Source organism: Cellulosimicrobium sp. E-16 (genome assembly GCF_049913115.1).
Taxonomy (GTDB): Bacteria; Actinomycetota; Actinomycetes; order Actinomycetales; family Cellulomonadaceae; genus Cellulosimicrobium.
In genome coordinates, this window is record NZ_CP183974.1 from 1,489,310 (window position 1) to 1,506,983 (window position 17,674).

General features: G+C 74.6%; 15 protein-coding genes. 11 read left to right on the forward strand and 4 right to left on the reverse strand.

Annotated elements, in window-relative coordinates:
• The first annotated feature begins 111 nt into the window (after nt 1-111).
• A complete protein-coding gene (locus tag ACN9MS_RS06495; protein WP_426311203.1) occupies nt 112-660 on the forward strand; it encodes a DsbA family protein in 549 nt (182 codons plus the stop codon).
• Nucleotides 661-1,068: 408 nt separating this feature from the next.
• Here ACN9MS_RS06495 and nhaA read toward each other — a convergent pair whose 3' ends face one another.
• Nucleotides 1,069-2,484 (reverse strand): Na+/H+ antiporter NhaA, encoded by a 1,416-nt coding sequence (nhaA, locus tag ACN9MS_RS06500; protein ID WP_426311204.1) that lies wholly within the window; start codon nt 2,482-2,484, stop codon nt 1,069-1,071.
• Between the two features lie 418 nt (nt 2,485-2,902).
• Between nhaA and ACN9MS_RS06505 the strand changes: the two genes are divergently transcribed.
• From ACN9MS_RS06505 to ACN9MS_RS06520, 4 genes are all read left to right on the forward strand, one after another.
• Complete coding sequence (locus ACN9MS_RS06505) at nt 2,903-3,382, forward strand: nucleoside deaminase (RefSeq protein ID WP_375823088.1); 480 nt, start codon at nt 2,903-2,905, stop codon at nt 3,380-3,382.
• A gap of 44 nt (nt 3,383-3,426) precedes the next feature.
• Nucleotides 3,427-4,917, forward strand: a complete 1,491-nt coding sequence (locus ACN9MS_RS06510) for an NCS2 family permease (RefSeq protein WP_426311205.1) — start codon at nt 3,427-3,429, stop codon at nt 4,915-4,917.
• Nucleotides 4,918-5,000: 83 nt separating this feature from the next.
• The gene (gene glp / locus ACN9MS_RS06515; protein ID WP_426311206.1) at nt 5,001-6,347 is read left to right on the forward strand and encodes a gephyrin-like molybdotransferase Glp; all 1,347 of its coding nucleotides are present in this window, start codon (nt 5,001-5,003) and stop codon (nt 6,345-6,347) included.
• Between the two features lie 53 nt (nt 6,348-6,400).
• The gene (locus tag ACN9MS_RS06520; protein WP_426311843.1) at nt 6,401-6,811 is read left to right on the forward strand and encodes a molybdenum cofactor biosynthesis protein MoaE; all 411 of its coding nucleotides are present in this window, start codon (nt 6,401-6,403) and stop codon (nt 6,809-6,811) included.
• A 183-nt stretch (nt 6,812-6,994) separates the two neighbouring features.
• On the opposite strand, the gene ACN9MS_RS06525 is transcribed toward ACN9MS_RS06520, so the two are convergent.
• Nucleotides 6,995-7,261 (reverse strand): DUF456 domain-containing protein, encoded by a 267-nt coding sequence (locus tag ACN9MS_RS06525; RefSeq protein WP_426311207.1) that lies wholly within the window; start codon nt 7,259-7,261, stop codon nt 6,995-6,997.
• 142 nt (nt 7,262-7,403) lie between these two features.
• On the opposite strand from ACN9MS_RS06525, the gene ACN9MS_RS06530 reads away from it, so the two are divergent.
• Entirely contained in the window at nt 7,404-7,910 is a 507-nt protein-coding gene (locus tag ACN9MS_RS06530) for a hypothetical protein (protein ID WP_426311208.1), read from the forward strand.
• 11 nt (nt 7,911-7,921) lie between these two features.
• Here the strand turns inward: ACN9MS_RS06530 and moaA are convergent, their stop codons facing one another.
• Nucleotides 7,922-9,028 (reverse strand): GTP 3',8-cyclase MoaA, encoded by a 1,107-nt coding sequence (gene moaA, locus ACN9MS_RS06535; RefSeq protein WP_426311209.1) that lies wholly within the window; start codon nt 9,026-9,028, stop codon nt 7,922-7,924.
• 260 nt (nt 9,029-9,288) lie between these two features.
• On the opposite strand from moaA, the gene ACN9MS_RS06540 reads away from it, so the two are divergent.
• Genes ACN9MS_RS06540 through ACN9MS_RS06550 form a run of 3 tightly spaced genes read left to right on the forward strand, consistent with a single transcriptional unit; the run spans nt 9,289 to nt 14,455 of the window.
• A complete protein-coding gene (locus tag ACN9MS_RS06540) occupies nt 9,289-10,656 on the forward strand; it encodes an XdhC family protein (protein WP_426311210.1) in 1,368 nt (455 codons plus the stop codon).
• Nucleotides 10,656-11,537: an FAD binding domain-containing protein gene (locus ACN9MS_RS06545; protein ID WP_426311211.1), complete on the forward strand. Its 882-nt coding sequence runs from the start codon at nt 10,656-10,658 to the stop codon at nt 11,535-11,537. Before ACN9MS_RS06540 ends, ACN9MS_RS06545 begins: the two co-directional genes overlap by 1 nt.
• Nucleotides 11,534-14,455 (forward strand): molybdopterin-dependent oxidoreductase, encoded by a 2,922-nt coding sequence (locus ACN9MS_RS06550; protein WP_426311212.1) that lies wholly within the window; start codon nt 11,534-11,536, stop codon nt 14,453-14,455. The genes ACN9MS_RS06545 and ACN9MS_RS06550 overlap by 4 nt, the downstream gene beginning before the upstream one ends.
• A 51-nt stretch (nt 14,456-14,506) precedes the next feature.
• On the opposite strand, the gene ACN9MS_RS06555 is transcribed toward ACN9MS_RS06550, so the two are convergent.
• Nucleotides 14,507-15,178 carry a nucleotidyltransferase family protein gene (locus ACN9MS_RS06555; RefSeq protein WP_426311213.1) on the reverse strand — a complete coding sequence of 224 codons (672 nt, stop codon included), beginning with the start codon at nt 15,176-15,178 and terminating at the stop codon, nt 14,507-14,509.
• A 247-nt stretch (nt 15,179-15,425) separates the two neighbouring features.
• On the opposite strand from ACN9MS_RS06555, the gene ACN9MS_RS06560 reads away from it, so the two are divergent.
• Nucleotides 15,426-16,595, forward strand: coding sequence for an SPFH domain-containing protein (locus ACN9MS_RS06560; RefSeq protein WP_426311214.1), 1,170 nt, complete (start codon nt 15,426-15,428; stop codon nt 16,593-16,595).
• Nucleotides 16,596-16,597: 2 nt separating this feature from the next.
• Entirely contained in the window at nt 16,598-17,674 is a 1,077-nt protein-coding gene (locus ACN9MS_RS06565; protein ID WP_426311215.1) for a hypothetical protein, read from the forward strand.

Consider the following 17,674-nt stretch of genomic DNA (forward strand, 5'->3'; position numbering starts at 1 on the left):
ACGGTCGACGACGGCCGCACGCGGCCACCCCGCGACCTCTGCACGGGCGCGGGGGACGACGTCGTCCGCTCGCCGGGTGCGACGCGCCGACCCCGTGCGATGCTGGGCGGCGTGACCGAGCAGACCGCAGCCCCGATCCCGGCCGAGCAGCTCGTCCCCGCCGACGCGCACGTGCTCGGCAACCCGGACGCGCCCGTGACGATCGTCGAGTTCGGCGACCTCGAGTGCCCGTACTGCGCCGCCGCCGCGCCCGTGCTGCGGCAGGTCGTCGAGGCGTCGGCCGGACAGGTGCGCCTCGTGTTCCGGCACTTCCCCCTGTTCGAGATCCACCCGCACGCGCTCTCCGCAGCGCTCGCCGTCGAGGCGGCGGCGGCGCAGGGGAGGTTCTGGGAGATGCAGGCCGCGCTGTTCGAGCACCAGGACCAGCTCGGCGAGGCCGGCCTGGCCGACCGCGCCGAGGAGCTCGGCCTCGACGGCGCGTCCGTCGTGGGCGACGCCGCGCAGCAGCACGCCGCGCCCGTGCAGCGCGACTACGCCGCCGCGCTCGCCGCAGGCGTCCAGGGCACCCCGACGCTGTTCGTCAACGGCGTCCGCTACCGAGGCCGTGTCACCGCCGACGGTCTCCGCACCGCGATCGACGCCGCCACCGCGCCGAGGTAGTACCCCGGCCGCGCGAGGTAGAGCCGTGGTTGCACGAGGGAGAGCCGTGGTTCTTGTGCTCGACGGCGTGTGGTTGGCCTGGGTGGTCGGGGTGGGTGGTGGTGCCGCGTCTACCATCCGCCGCTCGTTCCTCGCGGCTCCCGCCAGGCCCGCCACGACGCGGCACCACCACCCACCCCGCCCTGCGTCGTCCCACCCCGGTCGGTTTCCCCTCGGGCGACCACCCGCCGGGCTGGGTTCGGCCCGCGCCGAGCCACCCGCGCCGCGGACCCGACCACGCGGGCCCGCGACCCGATCAGGGTTCTGCCTCGGCCCACCAGGGTTCTGACTCGGCCCACCAGGGTTCTGACTCGGCCCACCAGGGTTCCACCTCGGCGGGCCCGGTTCTCGCTCGGCGGGGTGGGGTGCTCAGGCGGTCGCGGGTGGGCGCCAGGGGAGGGGTGGGAGCTCGGGCGGGGGGCCGTCGGCGCCGGGGGAGCACAGGGGCCAGCGCTCGCCGACGAACCGGAGCGCGAGCGAGCCGAGCACGGCGGCGACGAGCGAGCCCGCGAGGATGCCGATCTTGGCCTGCTCGATGAGGGCCTCGTCGTCGAACGCGAGCTCGGCGATGAAGAGCGAGATGGTGAAGCCGATGCCGGCCAGGATCGCCCCGCCGAGGAGGTGGGAGTAGCGCACGCGACCGGGGAGGTCGCCGAGGCCGAGGCGCAGGGCGAGCGTCGCGGCGCCGAAGATGCCGACCGCGTTGCCTCCGACGAGCGCGACGGCCACGCCGATCGTCACGGGGGACGTCGCCGCGGTCCGGAGCGACTCGGCGTCGAGCTGCACGCCCGCGTTGGCGAGGCCGAACACGGGCACGACGACGTACGCGCTCCACGGGTGCAGGACGCGCTGCAGGCGTTCGCTCGTGGGCACGGCCGCGCGCGCGGCGAGCTCGGTGAGGTGCTCGCGCTCCGCCGTCGTCTCCTGGGCGAGGCGTTTGGCGTACTTGGGCACGACGGCGACGTCGACGGGCCGCGACGAGCGCGACGGGACGAGCAGGCCCACGAGGACGCCCGCGAGCGTCGCGTGCACGCCGGACGCGTAGACCGCGCCCCACAGCGCGATCCCGGCGAGCGCGTACGGGGTGAGCCGCCAGACCCCGAGCCAGCGCAGCGCGAGGATGACGACGACGAGCACGGCGGCGACGAGCAGCCCCGGGAGCCAGAGGTCGTCGGTGTAGAAGAGCGCCATGACGGTGATGGCGCCGATGTCGTCCACGACGGCGAGCGTGAGGAGGAAGAGCCGGAGCTGGTCCGGGCAGCGTGGTCCGAACAGGGCGAGGATCCCCACGAGGAACGCCGTGTCGGTCGACATGACGATGCCCCAGCCGTGCTGCGCGGGGGAGCCGGCGTTGAACGCGACGTAGATGAGGGCGGGGACGGCGAGCCCGCCGAGCGCGCCGAGCGCCGGCACGGCGACGGTCCGCCGGTTGCGGAGCTCGCCGCTCGTCACCTCGCGGTTGATCTCGAGCCCGATGACGAGGAAGAACACGGCCATCGCGGCGTCGTTGACCCAGTGGTGCAGGTCCATCTCGAACGACCACGGCCCGACGTGCCAGCCCGCCGTCGCCGACCACAGGTCGTCGTAGGCGCCGGACCAGGCGGAGTTCGCCCAGACGAGCGCGACGACGGTCGCGACGAGCAGGAGCACCGCGCCGCCCGCCTCGGTCGCGAGGAACGAGCGCAGGGAGGGCGCGACCGGACGGAGCTGGAAGCGCAGCGGCGGGCCCGGCCGGGCGGGGACGCGGACGATCGGGAACGACGACGGCGGAGCGGGTTCGGTCACGGGGCCTCCGGGTGATCGGGGACGGGCGACGCCCCCGGCGTCGGACCTGGGGTCGGTACCTGCGGTCCGACCGTGTGCCGGACCTGCGCTGGGACAACTCTTCCGGGCGGCAGTTCCTTCCGCAACGGCCAGGTGAGATCCCGGCCCTTCCGATACTTGTCCACACTGTGGAAAAGTTCTTCCGAATCTCTTGTGTCGTCGGTCACGCGCTGCTAGCGTCGTGCGTGCCAACGGCGGGCCCGGGCCGAGCGACACGCTCGGTGGTCGACGCGATCGATCCGACACCGGCAGCTACCAACCAGGCGGAAGTGACAACTCGCCTGCAGCGGCCCGCCGGCCGCCTCCTCCCGGGTCACCGACGAGCCGGAAGCCGGAGGCGGAGCACCCGGCGTCGCTGCCCGAACCGTGGAGACTCACCATGGACACTCTTGTCGTGGACGCAGCACACCTGGACCGAGCCGTCGCCCTCGCGGTCGACAGCGTCGCGAACGCCGGAGGACCCTTCGGCGCCGTCGTCGTCACCGCCGACGGGCAGGTGTTCGAGGGCAACAACCGGGTCACGCAGGACAACGACCCCACCGCGCACGCCGAGGTCACCGCGATCCGGCGCGCGTGCGCCGCGCTCGGCACGTTCGACCTCACGGGCGCGACGCTCTACTCGAGCTGCGAGCCGTGCCCCATGTGCCTCGCGTCCGCCCTCTGGGCGCGCGTGCAGACCGTGTACTTCGCCGCCGACCGCCACGACGCCGCGAGCGCCGGGTTCGACGACGCGGAGTTCTACGACTTCTTCGCGGCCGACCCCGCCGACCGCAGCATGCAGGTCGTGCACGAGCGCACGGCCACCGCCACCGCGCCGTTCGACGCCTGGCGCGTCCTCGAGTCCCGGATCGAGTACTGACCGGCCGCGCGGCCGATCGGTACCTCAGGAAAGGGCACAAGGACGTGACTCTCCTCGGCACGCGGCGGGAGACCGCCGAGAACGACGACGCACGCGGCACCGGCCCGGCCACCGGCCGGCTCGACCGCTTCTTCAGGATCACCGAGCGTGGCTCGACCACGGGGCGCGAGCTCCGCGGCGGCCTGGTGACCTTCTTCGCGATGGCGTACATCGTCATCCTCAACCCCCTCATCCTCGGCGGGACGAGCGCCGAGAACGCGCCGGTCGACGTCGCGGGCGGGTGGCTCCAGACGGCGCAGGTCGGCGCGATGACCGGCCTCGCCGCCGGTGGTCTGACCATCCTGTTCGGCCTCGTCGCGAACCTCCCGTTCGCGCTCGCGGCCGGCCTGGGCATCAACTCGTTCCTCGCCGTCGCCGTCATCGGCGACGTCACGTGGCCCGAGGCGATGGGGCTCGTGCTCGTCAACGGCCTGCTCATCGTGCTGCTCGCCGTGACGGGCGCGCGGTCGGCGATCTTCAACGCCGTCCCGCGCCAGCTCAAGGCCGCGATCACGGTCGGCATCGGCCTGTTCATCGCGTTCATCGGGTTCGTCGACGCGGGGTTCGTCACGCGCACGCCGGGCGGGCCGCCGGTCCAGCTCGGCGACGGCGGGTCGATCACCTCGGTCCCGACCCTCGTGTTCGTCGTCGGCCTGCTGACCATGGGCATCCTCGTGGCGCGCAAGGTCAAGGGCGGTCTGCTCATCGGGCTCGTCGCGACCACCGTCGTCGCGATCGTCGCCGAGGCCGTGCTGCAGCTCGGTCCCGCGTCCGACGACAACCCCGGCGGCTGGCACCTCACCGTGCCGACGCTGCCGAGCTCTCTCGTCTCCGTCCCGGACCTCAGCCTGTTCGGGCAGTTCTCGTTCGGCGCGTTCGACCGGATCGGGGCGCTCGCGGCGACGATGCTCGTGTTCACGCTGTTCTTCACGAACTTCTTCGACGCCATGGGCACGATGACGGGGCTCGCCAAGCAGGGCGGCCTCGCCGACGCGGACGGCAACTTCCCGCGCATCAAGTCGGCGCTCGTCGTCGAGGGCGTGGGCGCGGTGGTCGGCGGCGCGACGTCGTCGTCGTCGAACACGGTGTTCGTCGACTCGGCCGCGGGCGTGGGCGAGGGGGCGCGGACGGGCCTCGCCTCGGTCGTCACGGGGGGACTGTTCCTCGTCGCGATGTTCCTCACGCCGCTCACGGCGGTCGTGCCGATCGAGGTCGCGAGCGCGGTGCTCGTCGTCGTGGGCGCGATGATGATGGGCCAGATCAAGGAGATCGACCTGACCGACTTCACGGTCACGCTGCCGGTCTTCCTCACGATCGTGACGATGCCGCTCACGTACTCGATCGCCAACGGCATCGGGATCGGGTTCGTCACGTGGGTCCTGCTGCGGTTCGCGTGCGGCAAGGCGCGCGACGTCCACCCGCTCCTGTGGGTGGTCGCGGCCGGGTTCGTCGTGTACTTCGTGCGCGGTCCTCTCACCGCGGTCGTGGGAGGCTGAGCCTCGACATCGACCGCACGGCCGACGGGTCGCCCGCTCCTCCGGGTGGCCCGTCGGCGTGCGGGGAACGGGGAGGGTGAGGCATGGCCGGGACTGCGCGCGTGAGCGTCGACGAGCACCGCGCGGACGTCGCGGCGCTCCTCGCCCCGCTGGTGGAGGCGGCCCGACGGCGCACGCGTACCGAGGACGTCGTCCTCGCCGACGCGCTCGGCCGGGTCCTCGCGGGCGACCTCGCCGCGCCCGTCGCCGTCCCGCTGTTCCGCAACTCCCAGATGGACGGGTACGCCGTCCGGGCTGTGGACGTCGCCGGAGCGAGCGCGGACGTGCCCGTCCGGCTGACCGTCGCGGCCGAGATCCCGGCGGCGCCGGGCGTCCCGCCGCGGCTCGCGCCGGGCACCGCGGCCCGCATCATGACCGGCGCGCCCGTGCCCGAGGGCGCGGACGCCGTCGTCCCCGTCGAGGACACCGTCGCGGGGACGTTCGCCGGCACGTCGCGTCCCGAGGTCGCGGGCCCCACCGGGGAGGACGTGGCCGGTCCCGGTGCGGGCCACGCCGTCGAGGTCCGGGTGCCGCGGTCGGCGGGGGACTTCGTCCGGGAGGCGGGCTCCGACGTCCGGCCCGGCGACGTGCTCCTGCCGGACGGGACGGTCCTCGCGCCGCACCACCTGGCCGCCGCCGCGGCGTGCGGGGTGGGGAGCGTGCGTGTGGTCGCCCGCCCGCGCGTCGCCGTCCTGTCGACGGGGTCCGAGCTCGTCGGGCCGGGCGAGACGCCGGGGCCGGGGCAGGTCTTCGACGCCAACGCCGACGCGCTGGGGGCTGCCGTCCGGCGCGCGGGCGGCGACGTCGTGCTCACGGCCCGGTGCGGCGACGACGCCGCGCGGTTCGCCGCCGTGCTCGCCGAGGCGACCGCGGTCGCGGACCTCGTCGTGACGTCGGGCGGCGTGTCGCAGGGCGCGTACGAGGTGGTCAAGGACGTGCTCGGAGGCTCCGGCCTCATCGGTGGACAGGGCGCCGGGAAGGTGAGCCGGGAGGCGTCTCCGGGCGTGACGTTCCGGTCGGTCGCGATGCAGCCGGGCGGACCGCAGGGGTTCGGCACCGTGCACGGGACGCCCGTGCTCACGTTCCCCGGCAACCCGGTGAGCGCTCAGGTGTCGTTCGCGATGTTCCTGCGCGAGCCGCTCGAGCGCGCGGCGGGGCTGCCCGTCGGCGACCGGGTCCGCACGGCGGTCCTCGCCGACGCGCTCACGTCGCCCGCGGGGAAGCGTCAGCTCCTGCGGGGTGCGAGCGGCCCCGGCGGCACGGTGCGCGTCGTCGGGGGAGCCGGCTCGCACCTCGTCGCGTCGATGGCACGGGCGGACGTGCTCGTGGACGTCCCCGCCGACGTGACACAGTGGGACGCCGGGACCGAGGTGGAGGTACGAGAGCTGTGAGCGAGACGCAGGGCGGGTCCCCGGGCGCTGCCCAGGGTGGGACGTCCGAGGACGTGAGCCGCGTGACGACGGACGTGCTCGACGACGCCGTGTCGCGCGCCGTCGAGGAGGCGGTCACGAGCCCGGAGTGCGGCGCCGTCGTGACGTTCCGCGGGGTCGTGCGCGACGTCGACGGCGGCCGGGGCGTCACCCGGCTCGACTACGAGGCGCACCCCGACGCCACCGCGGTGATCCGGCGGTGCGTGGCCGGCGTAGCGGCCGAGACAGGGCTGCGGGTCGCCGCCGTCCACCGGTACGGGAGCCTGGGCATCGGCGACGTCGCGCTCGTCGCGTCCGCCGCCGCGGGCCACCGACGCGAGGCGTTCGAGGCGTGCTCGCTGCTCGTCGAGCGCATCAAGGCCGAGGTGCCGATCTGGAAGCGGCAGCACTTCGACGACGGCGTCTCGGAGTGGGTCGGGCTGTAGCGCACGCTGCACCGGGCTACGCCGGCGCACGACGAGAGGCGAGAAGGGCCCCCGGTCCCGGCCGGGAAGGGCCACTTCTCGCCTCTCGTGCGGGGGCTGCGGGATCCGCCGTGCGACGACGATGTCGGGCGGGACGCTCCTGGTCTCGCGCTCGTCGCGCGGTGCCGGGGTGGGACGGTCGGGTCAGCGCGTGGCCGGGCGGTTGTCGAGCAGCATGCCGATGCCGAGGCCGACGGCGGTGCCGAGGACGAGGCCGAACCAGCTCAGGACGACGGTCCCGACGACGGCGCCGATCGCCGCGCCCAGGACGCTCCTGGTCCCGGCCTTCCAGCTGTCGGAGCGGTCGTCGGTGCGGTAGATCGGCAGCGCGGAGGTGCTGTTGTCCGGCGTCGCCGTGGGCGAGTCGGAGGTCGCGGGGCGGTTCGTGGGTGCAGGGGAGATCGTCGTCACGGCATCCATGGTAGGAAGGTCTGTCGCGCGTGACCTGGGCAGACGCGTCGTGGTGACCGGCTTCACCCTATGATCTGCGCCACCGCGGACGGCATACCGTGGTGCCCGCGGTGCGCGAAGCGAGGTCTGGTGAGGAGGTGCCGTGGGCAGTGCGCAGGAGCCGACTCCTGAGCTTGCGGCACTCGCCGCACGAACAGGTGTCGGCGCGCCCGGGCCGGATGACGGCGAGCACTGGCGCTGGTGGGTGTACTCGAGCGCGGCCGAGGACCCGGCCACCTGGACCGTCCTCTTTCGGCTGGTCTCCCAGGAGTCGGACTCTCACCTGGCGGAGTCCGTCGTTCTCCTGATGATCGAACGTGTCGACGCAAGGTCGGCGATGGAGTGGGTCGACCTTCTGCCGACGGACTTCCAGGGCCTTCCGCGGGCGCGTCTGCGGGACGTCATGGTTCGCGACGGAGTTCTCGCAGGGCGACAGGTCGCCGTCGACGACGTGTCGGGATGGACGCGCTGGCTCCAGCGTGAGGTCGCGGGGTCGTCGGAGTCTCAGGAGGTGCTGTCGGTGCTGGAAACGTCGGGCGCGACGAGGCGGATCCGGGGACTGGCGCGCGAGCGGATGATCGCGCTACGTCGCCGCGCCCGAGGGCACTGAGAGCCTCGGCCTCAGCCGCCGATCGCGCCCATGCTGCGCGACGTCGGCGCGAACGCGTCGGCGGCGAGCGTCGGCGCGTCGCTGCCGTGCGCGAGGGGCTTGCGCCACATCGCGCCCTGCCAGGCGCGGGCGAGCGCGTCGTCGCGCTCGTCCTCGGTGAGGTCCGCGGAGCGCAGGATCGCGCGCAGGTCGGTCTCGTCGTCGCCGAACAGGCACGAGCGGACCGTGCCCTCGGCCGTGAGGCGCGTGCGGTCGCACGCGCCGCAGAACGAGCGCGTGACGGACGCGATGATCCCGACGGTCTGGGGTCCGCCGTCGACGAGCCACTCCTCGGCGGGGGCGGACGGGTCGTCGCGGCCGACCTCGACCAGGTCGAAGCGGGTGCCGAGCACGGCGAGGAGGTCCGTCGCGGAGACGAGGTCGTCCCGCGTCCAGTGCCCGTCGGCGTCGAGAGGCATCTGCTCGATGAAGCGCAGGTGGCACCCGTGGTCCACCGCCCAGGCGAGCAGGTCCGCCGCGCCCGCCAGCGTCTCGGGCATGAGCACCGCGTTGAGCTTGACCGGGGCCAGCCCGGCGGCGAGCGCGGCGCGGATCCCGGCGAGCACGTCGGGCAGCCGGTCGCGGCGCGTGAGGCGCGCGAAGTCCGCACGGTCGACGGAGTCGAGGGAGATGTTGACGCGGTCGAGGCCGGCGGCGACGAGCTCGTGGACGCGCTTGTCGAGCCCGATCGCGTTGGTCGTCAACGAGAGCGACACGTCCGGCGCAGCCGCGCGCGCGGCGCGCAGGATGTCCACGAGGTCGCGGCGCATGAGCGGTTCCCCGCCTGTGAACCGGACGTCGGTGATACCGAGGCGGTCGACCGCGACGCGCACGACGCGGCCGATCTCGTCGGGCGTGAGGAGGTCCTCTCGGGGAATCGCGGGCAGCCCTTCCGCGGGCATGCAGTAGGTGCAGCGCAGCGAGCACTTCTCGGTGATCGAGATGCGCAGGTCGCGTGCCACGCGCCCGTACCGGTCGACGAGCGCCTCGGTCGCCGGGCGGCCCGGGTCGAGGTCCGGCGAGGTGTCGCCGGGCGCGGCCGAGCGCAGCCTGGGCATCCCGAGCGAGACCGCGGTCATGGCCCGATCGTAGACGTTCCTGGCGCCGGACCCGTGACCATCGGTTCGGGCCCGTGCTAGCGTGGAGTCCGTCGAATGGAAGTTGACTTCCATTCAGCGGAACACTCGCCGCTGAGGCGGAGAGAGTTCCAGGGCGGATTCAAGCCCTGTGTTTCCAGCGCGTCACAGCCGACGCGAGCTCGGACACGCAGGGGACTCACCGCAAGGGTTCACTGGAAGGACGCCGGTTCGCCGGCACCCTGGCGGAAGCGAGGCCCACGATGCTCCAGATCGCCGACCAGCTCGCCCCGTGGCTCGGCCCGGGGCAGCCCCCGTTCGCCGTCGCGACGGTGGTCGCGGCGTCCGGCTCCGTGCCGCGACCGGTCGGCACCGCGATGGCGGTGCGCGCCGACGGCGCCGTCGTCGGCAGCCTGTCCGGCGGGTGCGTCGAGGGCGCGGTGCACGCCGCCGCGCTCGACGCGATCGCCTCGGGCGCGAGCCACCGCGAGACGTTCGGCTACAGCGACGAAGACGCGTTCGCCGTCGGGCTGAGCTGTGGCGGCACGCTCGACGTCCACGTCCAGCCCGTCTTCCCGGGGGACGACGCCGCCCGCGTGCTCGTCGCGCTGACGGCACCGCCCAACGGCGGAGCGCGCGCGGGCTCGGACACCCCGCCGGGCCCGGGAGCCGGTGCGCCCGACGGCGACGCGCCAGCGACGACCAGGCTCGGGGCCGCGGCGCTCGTGCGCCGGATCGACGGGGAGCGGCGCACCGCGGTCCTCGTCGAGGACCCCGGCGCCGCGGACGAGCGGAGCGTCGCCCGGGCGCTGCACGACCTGGTCGGTCCGGCCGCCCTCGACGCCGCGGCGGCACAGGTGGTCGCCGTGCTGCGCGCGGGCGGTACGGCGACGGTCCACGCGGCGCACGGAGCGCCGCAGGTCTCGGCGCCCGGTGCGGCGCTCGGCGCGGCACCCCACCCAGGGGCCGGCGCAGCGACGCCAGGCGGCGGGGCCGCGTGCGACGAGGCCGAGCCCGTCACGCTGCTCGTCGAGACCCGCCTGCCCGCACCGCGTTTCCTCGTGTTCGGCGCCAACGACTTCGCCGCCGCGCTCGTGCGGCACGCCCGCCTGCTCGGGTACCGCGTGACGCTGGTCGACGCCCGCGAGGTGTTCGCGGACGCCCGACGGTTCCCCGAGGCGGAGGTCGTCGTCGAGTGGCCCGACCGGTACCTCGCCGCGGAGGCCGGGGCGGGTCGCGTCGACAGCCGGACGGCCGTCGCGGTCCTCACGCACGACGCGAAGTTCGACGTGCCGCTCCTGCGCCTCGCGCTCGACCTGCCGCTCGCCTACGTCGGGGCGATGGGCTCGCGCCGCTCGCACGCGCAGCGCGTCGCCGCCCTGCGCGCGGAAGGCGTGACCGAGGCGGCGCTCGCGCGGCTCCGCTCGCCCATCGGCCTCGACCTCGGGGCCGTCACGCCCGAGGAGGTCGCCGTCTCGATCACCGCGGAGCTCGTCGCGACGCGGCACGGGCGCGCCGCCGTCGTCCCCCTGAGCGGCACGGACGGGCCGATCCATGCCGACCCGCCGTCCGGGTCGCCTGCTTTCCACCCCGCGGCCGCAGCCGCACCGACCCCCGAGGAGGCCTCCTGATGGACCTGAGCACCGTCACCGACCTCGTCCCGACCGCCGACCCCGCCGACTGGCGCGAGGGCGACGCCTGGCTCGCGGGCGGGACCGTCCTGTTCTCCTACGGCAGCCAGACGCTGCGGCGCCTGCTCGACCTGACGAGCGCCGGGTGGCCCGCGCTCACCGTCACCGACGACGGCCTCGAGATCGCCGCGACCTGCACGGTCGCCGAGCTGTGGGCGTTCGAGGAGAGCGTCGAGGCCGGGCCCGTGCGGGGGCGCTGGTCCGCGCTCGACCTCGTGCGCCCGTGCTGCGACAGCTTCGTCGCGTCCTTCAAGATCTGGAACACCTCGACGGTCGGCGGCAACGTCTGCACGTCCCTGCCCGCGGGCCCGATGATCTCGCTCACCGCGGCGCTCGACGGCGTCGCGGAGGTCTGGGGACCGAGCGGTGCCCGCCGGACCCAACCGGTCGCCGAGCTCGTCACGGGCGAGCTGCGCAACACGCTCGCGCGGGGCGAGCTCCTGCGCGCGATCCGCGTGCCCGACCACGCGCTGCGCTCGCGCACCGCGTTCCGGCGCCTGTCGCTGTCCAACCTCGGGCGCTCGGGCGTGCTGCTCGTCGGCCGGGTCGACCCGCCGGACGCCGGGGGAGGGTTCGTCCTCACGGTGACCGCCTCGACGCGCCGACCCGTGCAGCTCCGCTTCCCCGCAGACGCGCCACCCACGGCCGCCGACCTCGCCGCGGCGCTCGACGCGGCGATCCCGCTCGACCTCTACCACGACGACATCCACGGCCTGCCCGAGTGGCGCCGGGACATGACCTATCGCCTCGGCGAGGAGATCCGCTCCGAGCTCCTCACCGAGCTCCTCGACGGCACGACCTCGGACGGAGGCCTCCGATGACCACGCTCGACCCCCGCCCGGTGCCACGCGTGACGATCGACGGCCGCGCGGCACAGGGCGAGCCCCGCGCCGGCCAGTGCCTGCGCACGTACCTGCGCGAGCAGGGCGCGCTCGGCGTCAAGAAGGGCTGCGACGGCGGCGACTGCGGCGCGTGCACGGTGCACGTCGACGGCGTGCCGGTGCACTCGTGCGTCTACCCGGCGCGGCGCGCGGCGGGCCACGATGTGACGACGATCCAGGGGCTCGCGGCGACGTCGTGCGGTGGCGGCGCGACCGGGGACGAGCCCGCGGGGGGGTGCGACCACGAGCCCCACGGCCCGCAGGACGCGCTGCACCCCGTGCAGCAGCAGTTCCTCGCCGCGCAGGGGTTCCAGTGCGGGTTCTGCACAGCCGGGATGATCATGACCGCGGCGACGTTCGACGACGCGCAGCGCGCGAACCTGCCGCGCAACCTCAAGGGGAACCTGTGCCGCTGCACGGGCTACCGCGCGATCGAAGACGCCGTCCTCGGCCGCGGCGACACGACCGGGACCGCGCCGGGCACGGGCGCGCGACCGGCGTCGGACCACGACGCTCCCTCGGCGGGGGCGTTTGGGCGCGACGTCCCGGCGCCCGCGGGCCGCGGGGTCGTCACCGGGACGGTGCGGTACACGCTCGACGTGGACCCGGCGGACTACCCGGGCCTGCTCCACCTGAAGCTGGTGCGGTCGCCGCACGCGCACGCGCGGGTCGTCGCGATCGACACGTCTGCGGCGCTCGCGGTGCCGGGCGTGCACGCCGTCCTCACGCACGAGGACGCGCCCGCGACGCGGTTCTCGACCGCGCAGCACGAGCTGTTCACCGACGACCCCGACGACACGCGGATCCTCGACGACGTCGTGCGGCACGTCGGGCAGCGCGTCGCCGCCGTCGTCGCCGAGACGGTCGCCGCGGCCGAGGAGGGCGTGCGCCGGGTCCGCGTCGAGTACGAGGTGCTGCCGGCCGTCGTCGATCCCGAGGAGTCCATGGCGCCCGGCGCCCCGCTCGTGCACCCCGAGCTCGACGCCGCCGACGCGCGCGTCTCGCGGCCCGAGGCCAACGTCGTCGCCGAGGTGCACAGCGAGCTCGGCGACGTCGAGCGCGGTCTCGCGGAGGCCGACGTCGTGCACGAGGCCACCTACCGCACCCACCGCGTGCAGCACGCCGCGCTCGAGACCCACTGCGCCATCGCGTCGCTCGACGACGACGGGCGGCTCGTCGTGCGCTCGTCGACGCAGGTCCCGTTCCTCGCGCGCCGCCACCTCGCGCGCGTCCTCGACCTCGACCCGGAGCGCGTGCGCGTGCTGAGCGAGCGCGTGGGCGGCGGGTTCGGCGGCAAGCAGGAGGTGCTCACCGAAGACGTCGCGGCGCTCGCGACCCTGCGCCTGGGGCGACCCGTGCAGCTCGAGCTCACGCGTACCGAGCAGTTCGTCGGCACGACGACGCGCCACCCCTTCCGCATCCGGGTGCGCGCGGGCGCTCGCCGGGACGGGACGCTCACCGCGCTGCACCTCGACGTCCTCACCAACACGGGCGCGTACGGCAACCACGGGCCCGGCGTCATGTTCCACGGGTGCGGCGAGTCCCTCGCCGTCTACCGGTGCGAGAACAAGAAGGTCGACGCGCACTGCGTCTACACGAACACCGTGCCCGCCGGGGCGTTCCGCGGGTACGGGCTCTCCCAGATGATCTTCGCCGTCGAGTCCGCCGTCGACGAGCTCGCGCAGCAGCTCGGCATGGACCCGCTCGAGCTGCGGCGGCGCAACGTCGTGCTCGACGGCGACCCCATGCTCTCCACGCACCCGACGCCCGAGGAGGACGTGCTCTACGGCAGCTACGGGCTCGACCAGTGCCTGGACCTCGCCGCGGACGCCCTCGCGCGGGGCCGGGCCCGCGACGTCGCCGCGTACGGGGCGGGCGTGGGGTCCGAGCCTGACGCGCTCCCGGACCTCGGGCCCGAGTGGGGCGTCGGCGAGGGCACCGCGCTCTCCATGATCGACACGGTGCCCCCTCGCGGGCACTACTCCCACGCGCGCGTGCGGCTGCGGGCCGACGGCGTCGTCGAGGCCGAGGTCGGGACCGCCGAGTTCGGCAACGGCACCACGACCGTGCACGCCCAGCTCGTCGCGAGCGCGCTCGGGCAGGACGCCGGGGCCGTCGTCGTGCGCCAGTCCGACACCGACCTCGTCGAGCACGACACCGGCGCCTTCGGTTCGACCGGGACCGTGGTCGCGGGCAAGGCGTCGCTCGCGGCCGCCCAGGACCTCGCCGAGGCGGTGCTCAAGGTCGCCGCGGGGATGGCCGGCGCGGCGCCGGGGGACTGCCTGCTCGTGCCCGGCGGCGTCGACTGCGCCGGGACCGTGCTGCCGCTCGTGGACGTCGCGCGCGCGGCCGCCGACGCCGGGATCGCGCTCGTCGCCGAGGGCCGCTGGGGCGGCACGCCGCGCTCCGTCGCGTTCAACGTCCACGGCTTCCGGGTCGCTGTGCACCGGGGGACGGGCGAGATCCGCATCCTCCAGTCGGTCCAGGCCGCCGACGCGGGCGAGGTCGTCAACCCCCGCCAGTGTCGCGGCCAGGTCGAGGGCGGCATCGCGCAGGCCCTCGGCGCCGCGCTCTACGAGAACGTGATCGTCGACGACACCGGTCGCGTGACGACCGACATCTTCCGCCAGTACCACCTGCCCACCTTCGCGGACACCCCGCGCAGCGAGGTCTACTTCGCACGGACGTCGGACACGGTCGGCCCGATGGGCGCGAAGTCGATGAGCGAGAGCCCGTTCAACCCGGTGGCCCCCGCGCTCGCCAACGCGATCCGCGCCGCGACGGGCGTGCGCTTCACGGAGCTCCCGCTCGCCCGCGACCGCGTCTACCTGGGTCTGAAGGCCGCCACCGCCCGCTGAGTGCATGAAATAGTCGCGCCGAACGGCCTCGAAAGCGACTATTTCATGCACTCAGCGAGGGGCGGGTGGGTCGGGGGCGAGGAGGTCGAGGTCGGCCTCGGTGTCGAGGTCGCGGCCGTCGCCCGGGTGGTCGACGACGTCGATCAGGTCGGCGTGGGCGCGCAGGTAGTCGCGTGCGCCGTGGTCGCCCGTGGCGCTCGCGGCCGCGGGCGCGGCGAGCCCGGCGTCGAGGACGAGCGGGTGGGCCCAGCGGGGGCGGTCTCCTCCCGCCGGGGCTTCGGGGCCGACGGCGGCGGTCCAGCGGGACGCGGCCACGCGGCCGGGACGGTGGGCGGCGAGGAGGCGCGCGACGTCGTCGGGCACGACGCCGGGCTGGTCCACGTGCGCGACGACGACCCGGCCGGGAGCGAGGTCGAGGGCCGCGGCGACGCCGGCGCGCAGGGAAGATGCCATGCCCGACGCCCAGTCGGGGTTGTCGACGACGCCAACCCGGTGGTCGTCGAGGCTCGACCCCGCTCGGACGCGCTCGGCCTCGGCGCCGAGGACCACGACGACCGCGTCGCACCCGCCCGCGAGCAGCACCCGGGTCGCGTGCTCGACGAGCGTGCCGCCGCGGTGGGGGAGCAACGCCTTGGGCCCGCGCCCGAGCCGCGTCCCTGCCCCGGCCGCGAGCAGGACGGCGACGGTGGGCGTCGCGGGTGCGGTCGTCGGCGAGGTCGGCACGCGGCCAGGATAGGTCGCCGCCGAGCTCGGCGTCTCTCCTGAGCCGGCGGCGTCCGTGGGGAGCGACCCCGGGTTCGACGCCCCGGGAGGGACCCTGCGGCGACCAGTCGGTTTTACCAACCCTTGGGGGTTTCATCGGCGGGCCGGGATGCCGCTATGCTCGGCGCGCCGGGGCGACCGCGGCGGGCCGCGCGCCCGCTCGCCAGGTCGACCGCGGCCGTCCCGCACGACGAGCGAAGGAGTCCGGATGAGCTTCATGGAGAAGCTGCGCGGCCAGCTGATCGACATCATCGAGTTCCTCGACGAGAGCCGGGACACGATCGTCTGGCGCTTCCCGCGCCAGGGCAACGAGATCAAGAACCAGGCGAAGCTCGTCGTGCGCGAGGGGCAGAGCGCCGTCTTCGTCAGCGAGGGCCGGCTCGCCGACGTGTTCGGGCCGGGCACGTACACGCTCGAGACGAAGAACCTGCCGATCCTGTCGACGATCCAGGGCTGGAAGTACGGGTTCAGCTCACCGTTCAAGGCGGAGGTGTACTTCGTCGCGACGCGACAGTTCACCGACCTCACGTGGGGCACGCAGAATCCCGTGATCCTGCGCGACCCCGAGCTCGGCGCGGTCCGCATCCGGGCGTTCGGGACGTACGCGCTCCAGGTCGTGGACCCGTCCGCGCTGCTCCGCCAGCTCGTGGGGACCGACCCGCAGTTCCGCACCGACGAGATCGGCGACTACTTCCGCCGCCTCGTGGTCGGCCAGCTCGGCCCGGCGCTCGCGGAGGCCGGCGTCGCGGCGATCGACCTCGCCGCGAACCAGCGCGAGATCGCCACGCGGCTCGCGGGCCAGCTCTCGGAGGACCTGTCGGAGTACGGCATCGCCGTGCCGCGCTTCGTCCTCGAGAACGTCTCCTTCCCGCCCGAGGTCGAGGCGGCGCTCGACAAGCGGACGCAGATGGCCGTCGTCGGGAACCTCGACCAGTACACGAAGTTCCAGGCGGCGAACGCGATCGAGACCGCCGCCGCCAACCCCGGGGGTGCCGGCGACGGGCTCGGGCTCGGCGCCGGGATGGGCCTCGGTGCCGCGATGGGGCAGCAGCTCGCGCAGTCGCTGGGCGGGGCTGCGCCGGCACCGAACGCCGCGCCGGCCCAGCCGGCCGCGCCGACCGCCGGACCGCCGCCCCTGCCCGCCGCGGAGTCGCCCTGGTACTGGGCGGTCGGTGGGACCCAGGCAGGTCCGGGCACGACGGCGGACCTCGCGGGGCGGGTCCGGTCCGGCGAGGTGACGCGCGCGTCGCTCGTGTGGCAGCAGGGCATGGCGGCGTGGACCGCCGCGGGCGAGGTGCCCGCGCTCGCGCCGCTGTTCGGCGCGACGCCCCCGCCGCTGCCCCCGACCGGCGCGCCGACCGGTCCGGTGGCGGGCTGACGGTGAGCGACGCTCAGGGCGAGCTCGTCCGCACGCGCTGCGAGGCGTGCGGGTCGCAGCTCGCGTACGCGCCCGGCACGCAGCACCTGCGCTGCGTCGCGTGCGGCGGCACCGTCGCGATCGTGCACGCGCCCGGGGACGCCGTCGACGAGCACTCGTTCGACGCGTGGGCCGCGGCGCAGGGCGGGATGCGCGCCGGGATCCTCGACGCGCGGGTCCTCACGTGCGACGGCTGCGGCGCGACGACGCAGGGGACCGACCTGTCCGTCGCGTGCCGGTTCTGCGGCGGGCACCTCGTCGCCGCGGTCGAGGCCGACGGGCTCGTGCAGCCGGAGGCCGTCGTGCCGTTCGCCGTCGAGCAGGCGCAGGCGCGCGAGTCGTTCCGGCGCTGGGTCCGCTCCCGGTGGTTCGCCCCGGGCGAGCTGAAGAAGGTCGGCGACACCGAGTCCCTGCACGGGTCGTACGTGCCGCACTGGACGTTCGACGCGAGCACGACGTCGGACTACGTCGGACAGCGCGGGGACGCCTACTACGTCACCGTGAAGCACGGTGACGAGGAACGTCAGGAGCGCCGGGTGCGCTGGTCGCCGGCCTTCGGACGGGTGGCCCGCGACTTCGACGACGTGCTCGTCCCCGCGTCCTCGCAGGTCGCCGAGCGGGACCTGGCGCGGCTCGGGCCGTGGCACGTCGAGCGGGCCGTGCCGTTCCGTGCGGAATATCTCGCCGGCTTCTCGGCTGCGCGCTACGACGTCGAGCCGCCGGCGGGCCTGGACCGTGCCCAGCAGAAGATGGCGCCGGTGATCAAGGACGACGTCGAGCGCGACATCGGGGGCGACGAGCAGCGGGTCTCCTCGATCAGCACGGCCTACGCCGCCGTGATGTTCAAGCTCGTGCTGCTGCCGCTGTGGATCGCGACGTACGTGTACGCGGGCAAGCAGTGGCAGGTCATGGTCAACGCGAACACCGGCCAGGTGATCGGGCGGCGCCCCTACAGCGTGGGCAAGATCGTCCTCGCCGTGCTGGCCGGCCTGCTGGTCGTCGGCGCGCTCGTGTTCTGGTACGTGCGCTCGCAGACGTGA

Coding starts and splice junctions, on each gene's coding strand:
- ACN9MS_RS06505 (WP_375823088.1), top strand. CDS start 2,903: ATGGACACTCTTGTCGTGGACGCAGCACACCTGGACCGAGCCGTCGCC.
- glp (WP_426311206.1), top strand. CDS start 5,001: ATGGCCGGGACTGCGCGCGTGAGCGTCGACGAGCACCGCGCGGACGTC.
- moaA (WP_426311209.1), bottom strand. CDS start 9,028: ATGACCGCGGTCTCGCTCGGGATGCCCAGGCTGCGCTCGGCCGCGCCC.
- ACN9MS_RS06540 (WP_426311210.1), top strand. CDS start 9,289: ATGCTCCAGATCGCCGACCAGCTCGCCCCGTGGCTCGGCCCGGGGCAG.
- ACN9MS_RS06545 (WP_426311211.1), top strand. CDS start 10,656: ATGGACCTGAGCACCGTCACCGACCTCGTCCCGACCGCCGACCCCGCC.
- ACN9MS_RS06550 (WP_426311212.1), top strand. CDS start 11,534: ATGACCACGCTCGACCCCCGCCCGGTGCCACGCGTGACGATCGACGGC.
- ACN9MS_RS06560 (WP_426311214.1), top strand. CDS start 15,426: ATGAGCTTCATGGAGAAGCTGCGCGGCCAGCTGATCGACATCATCGAG.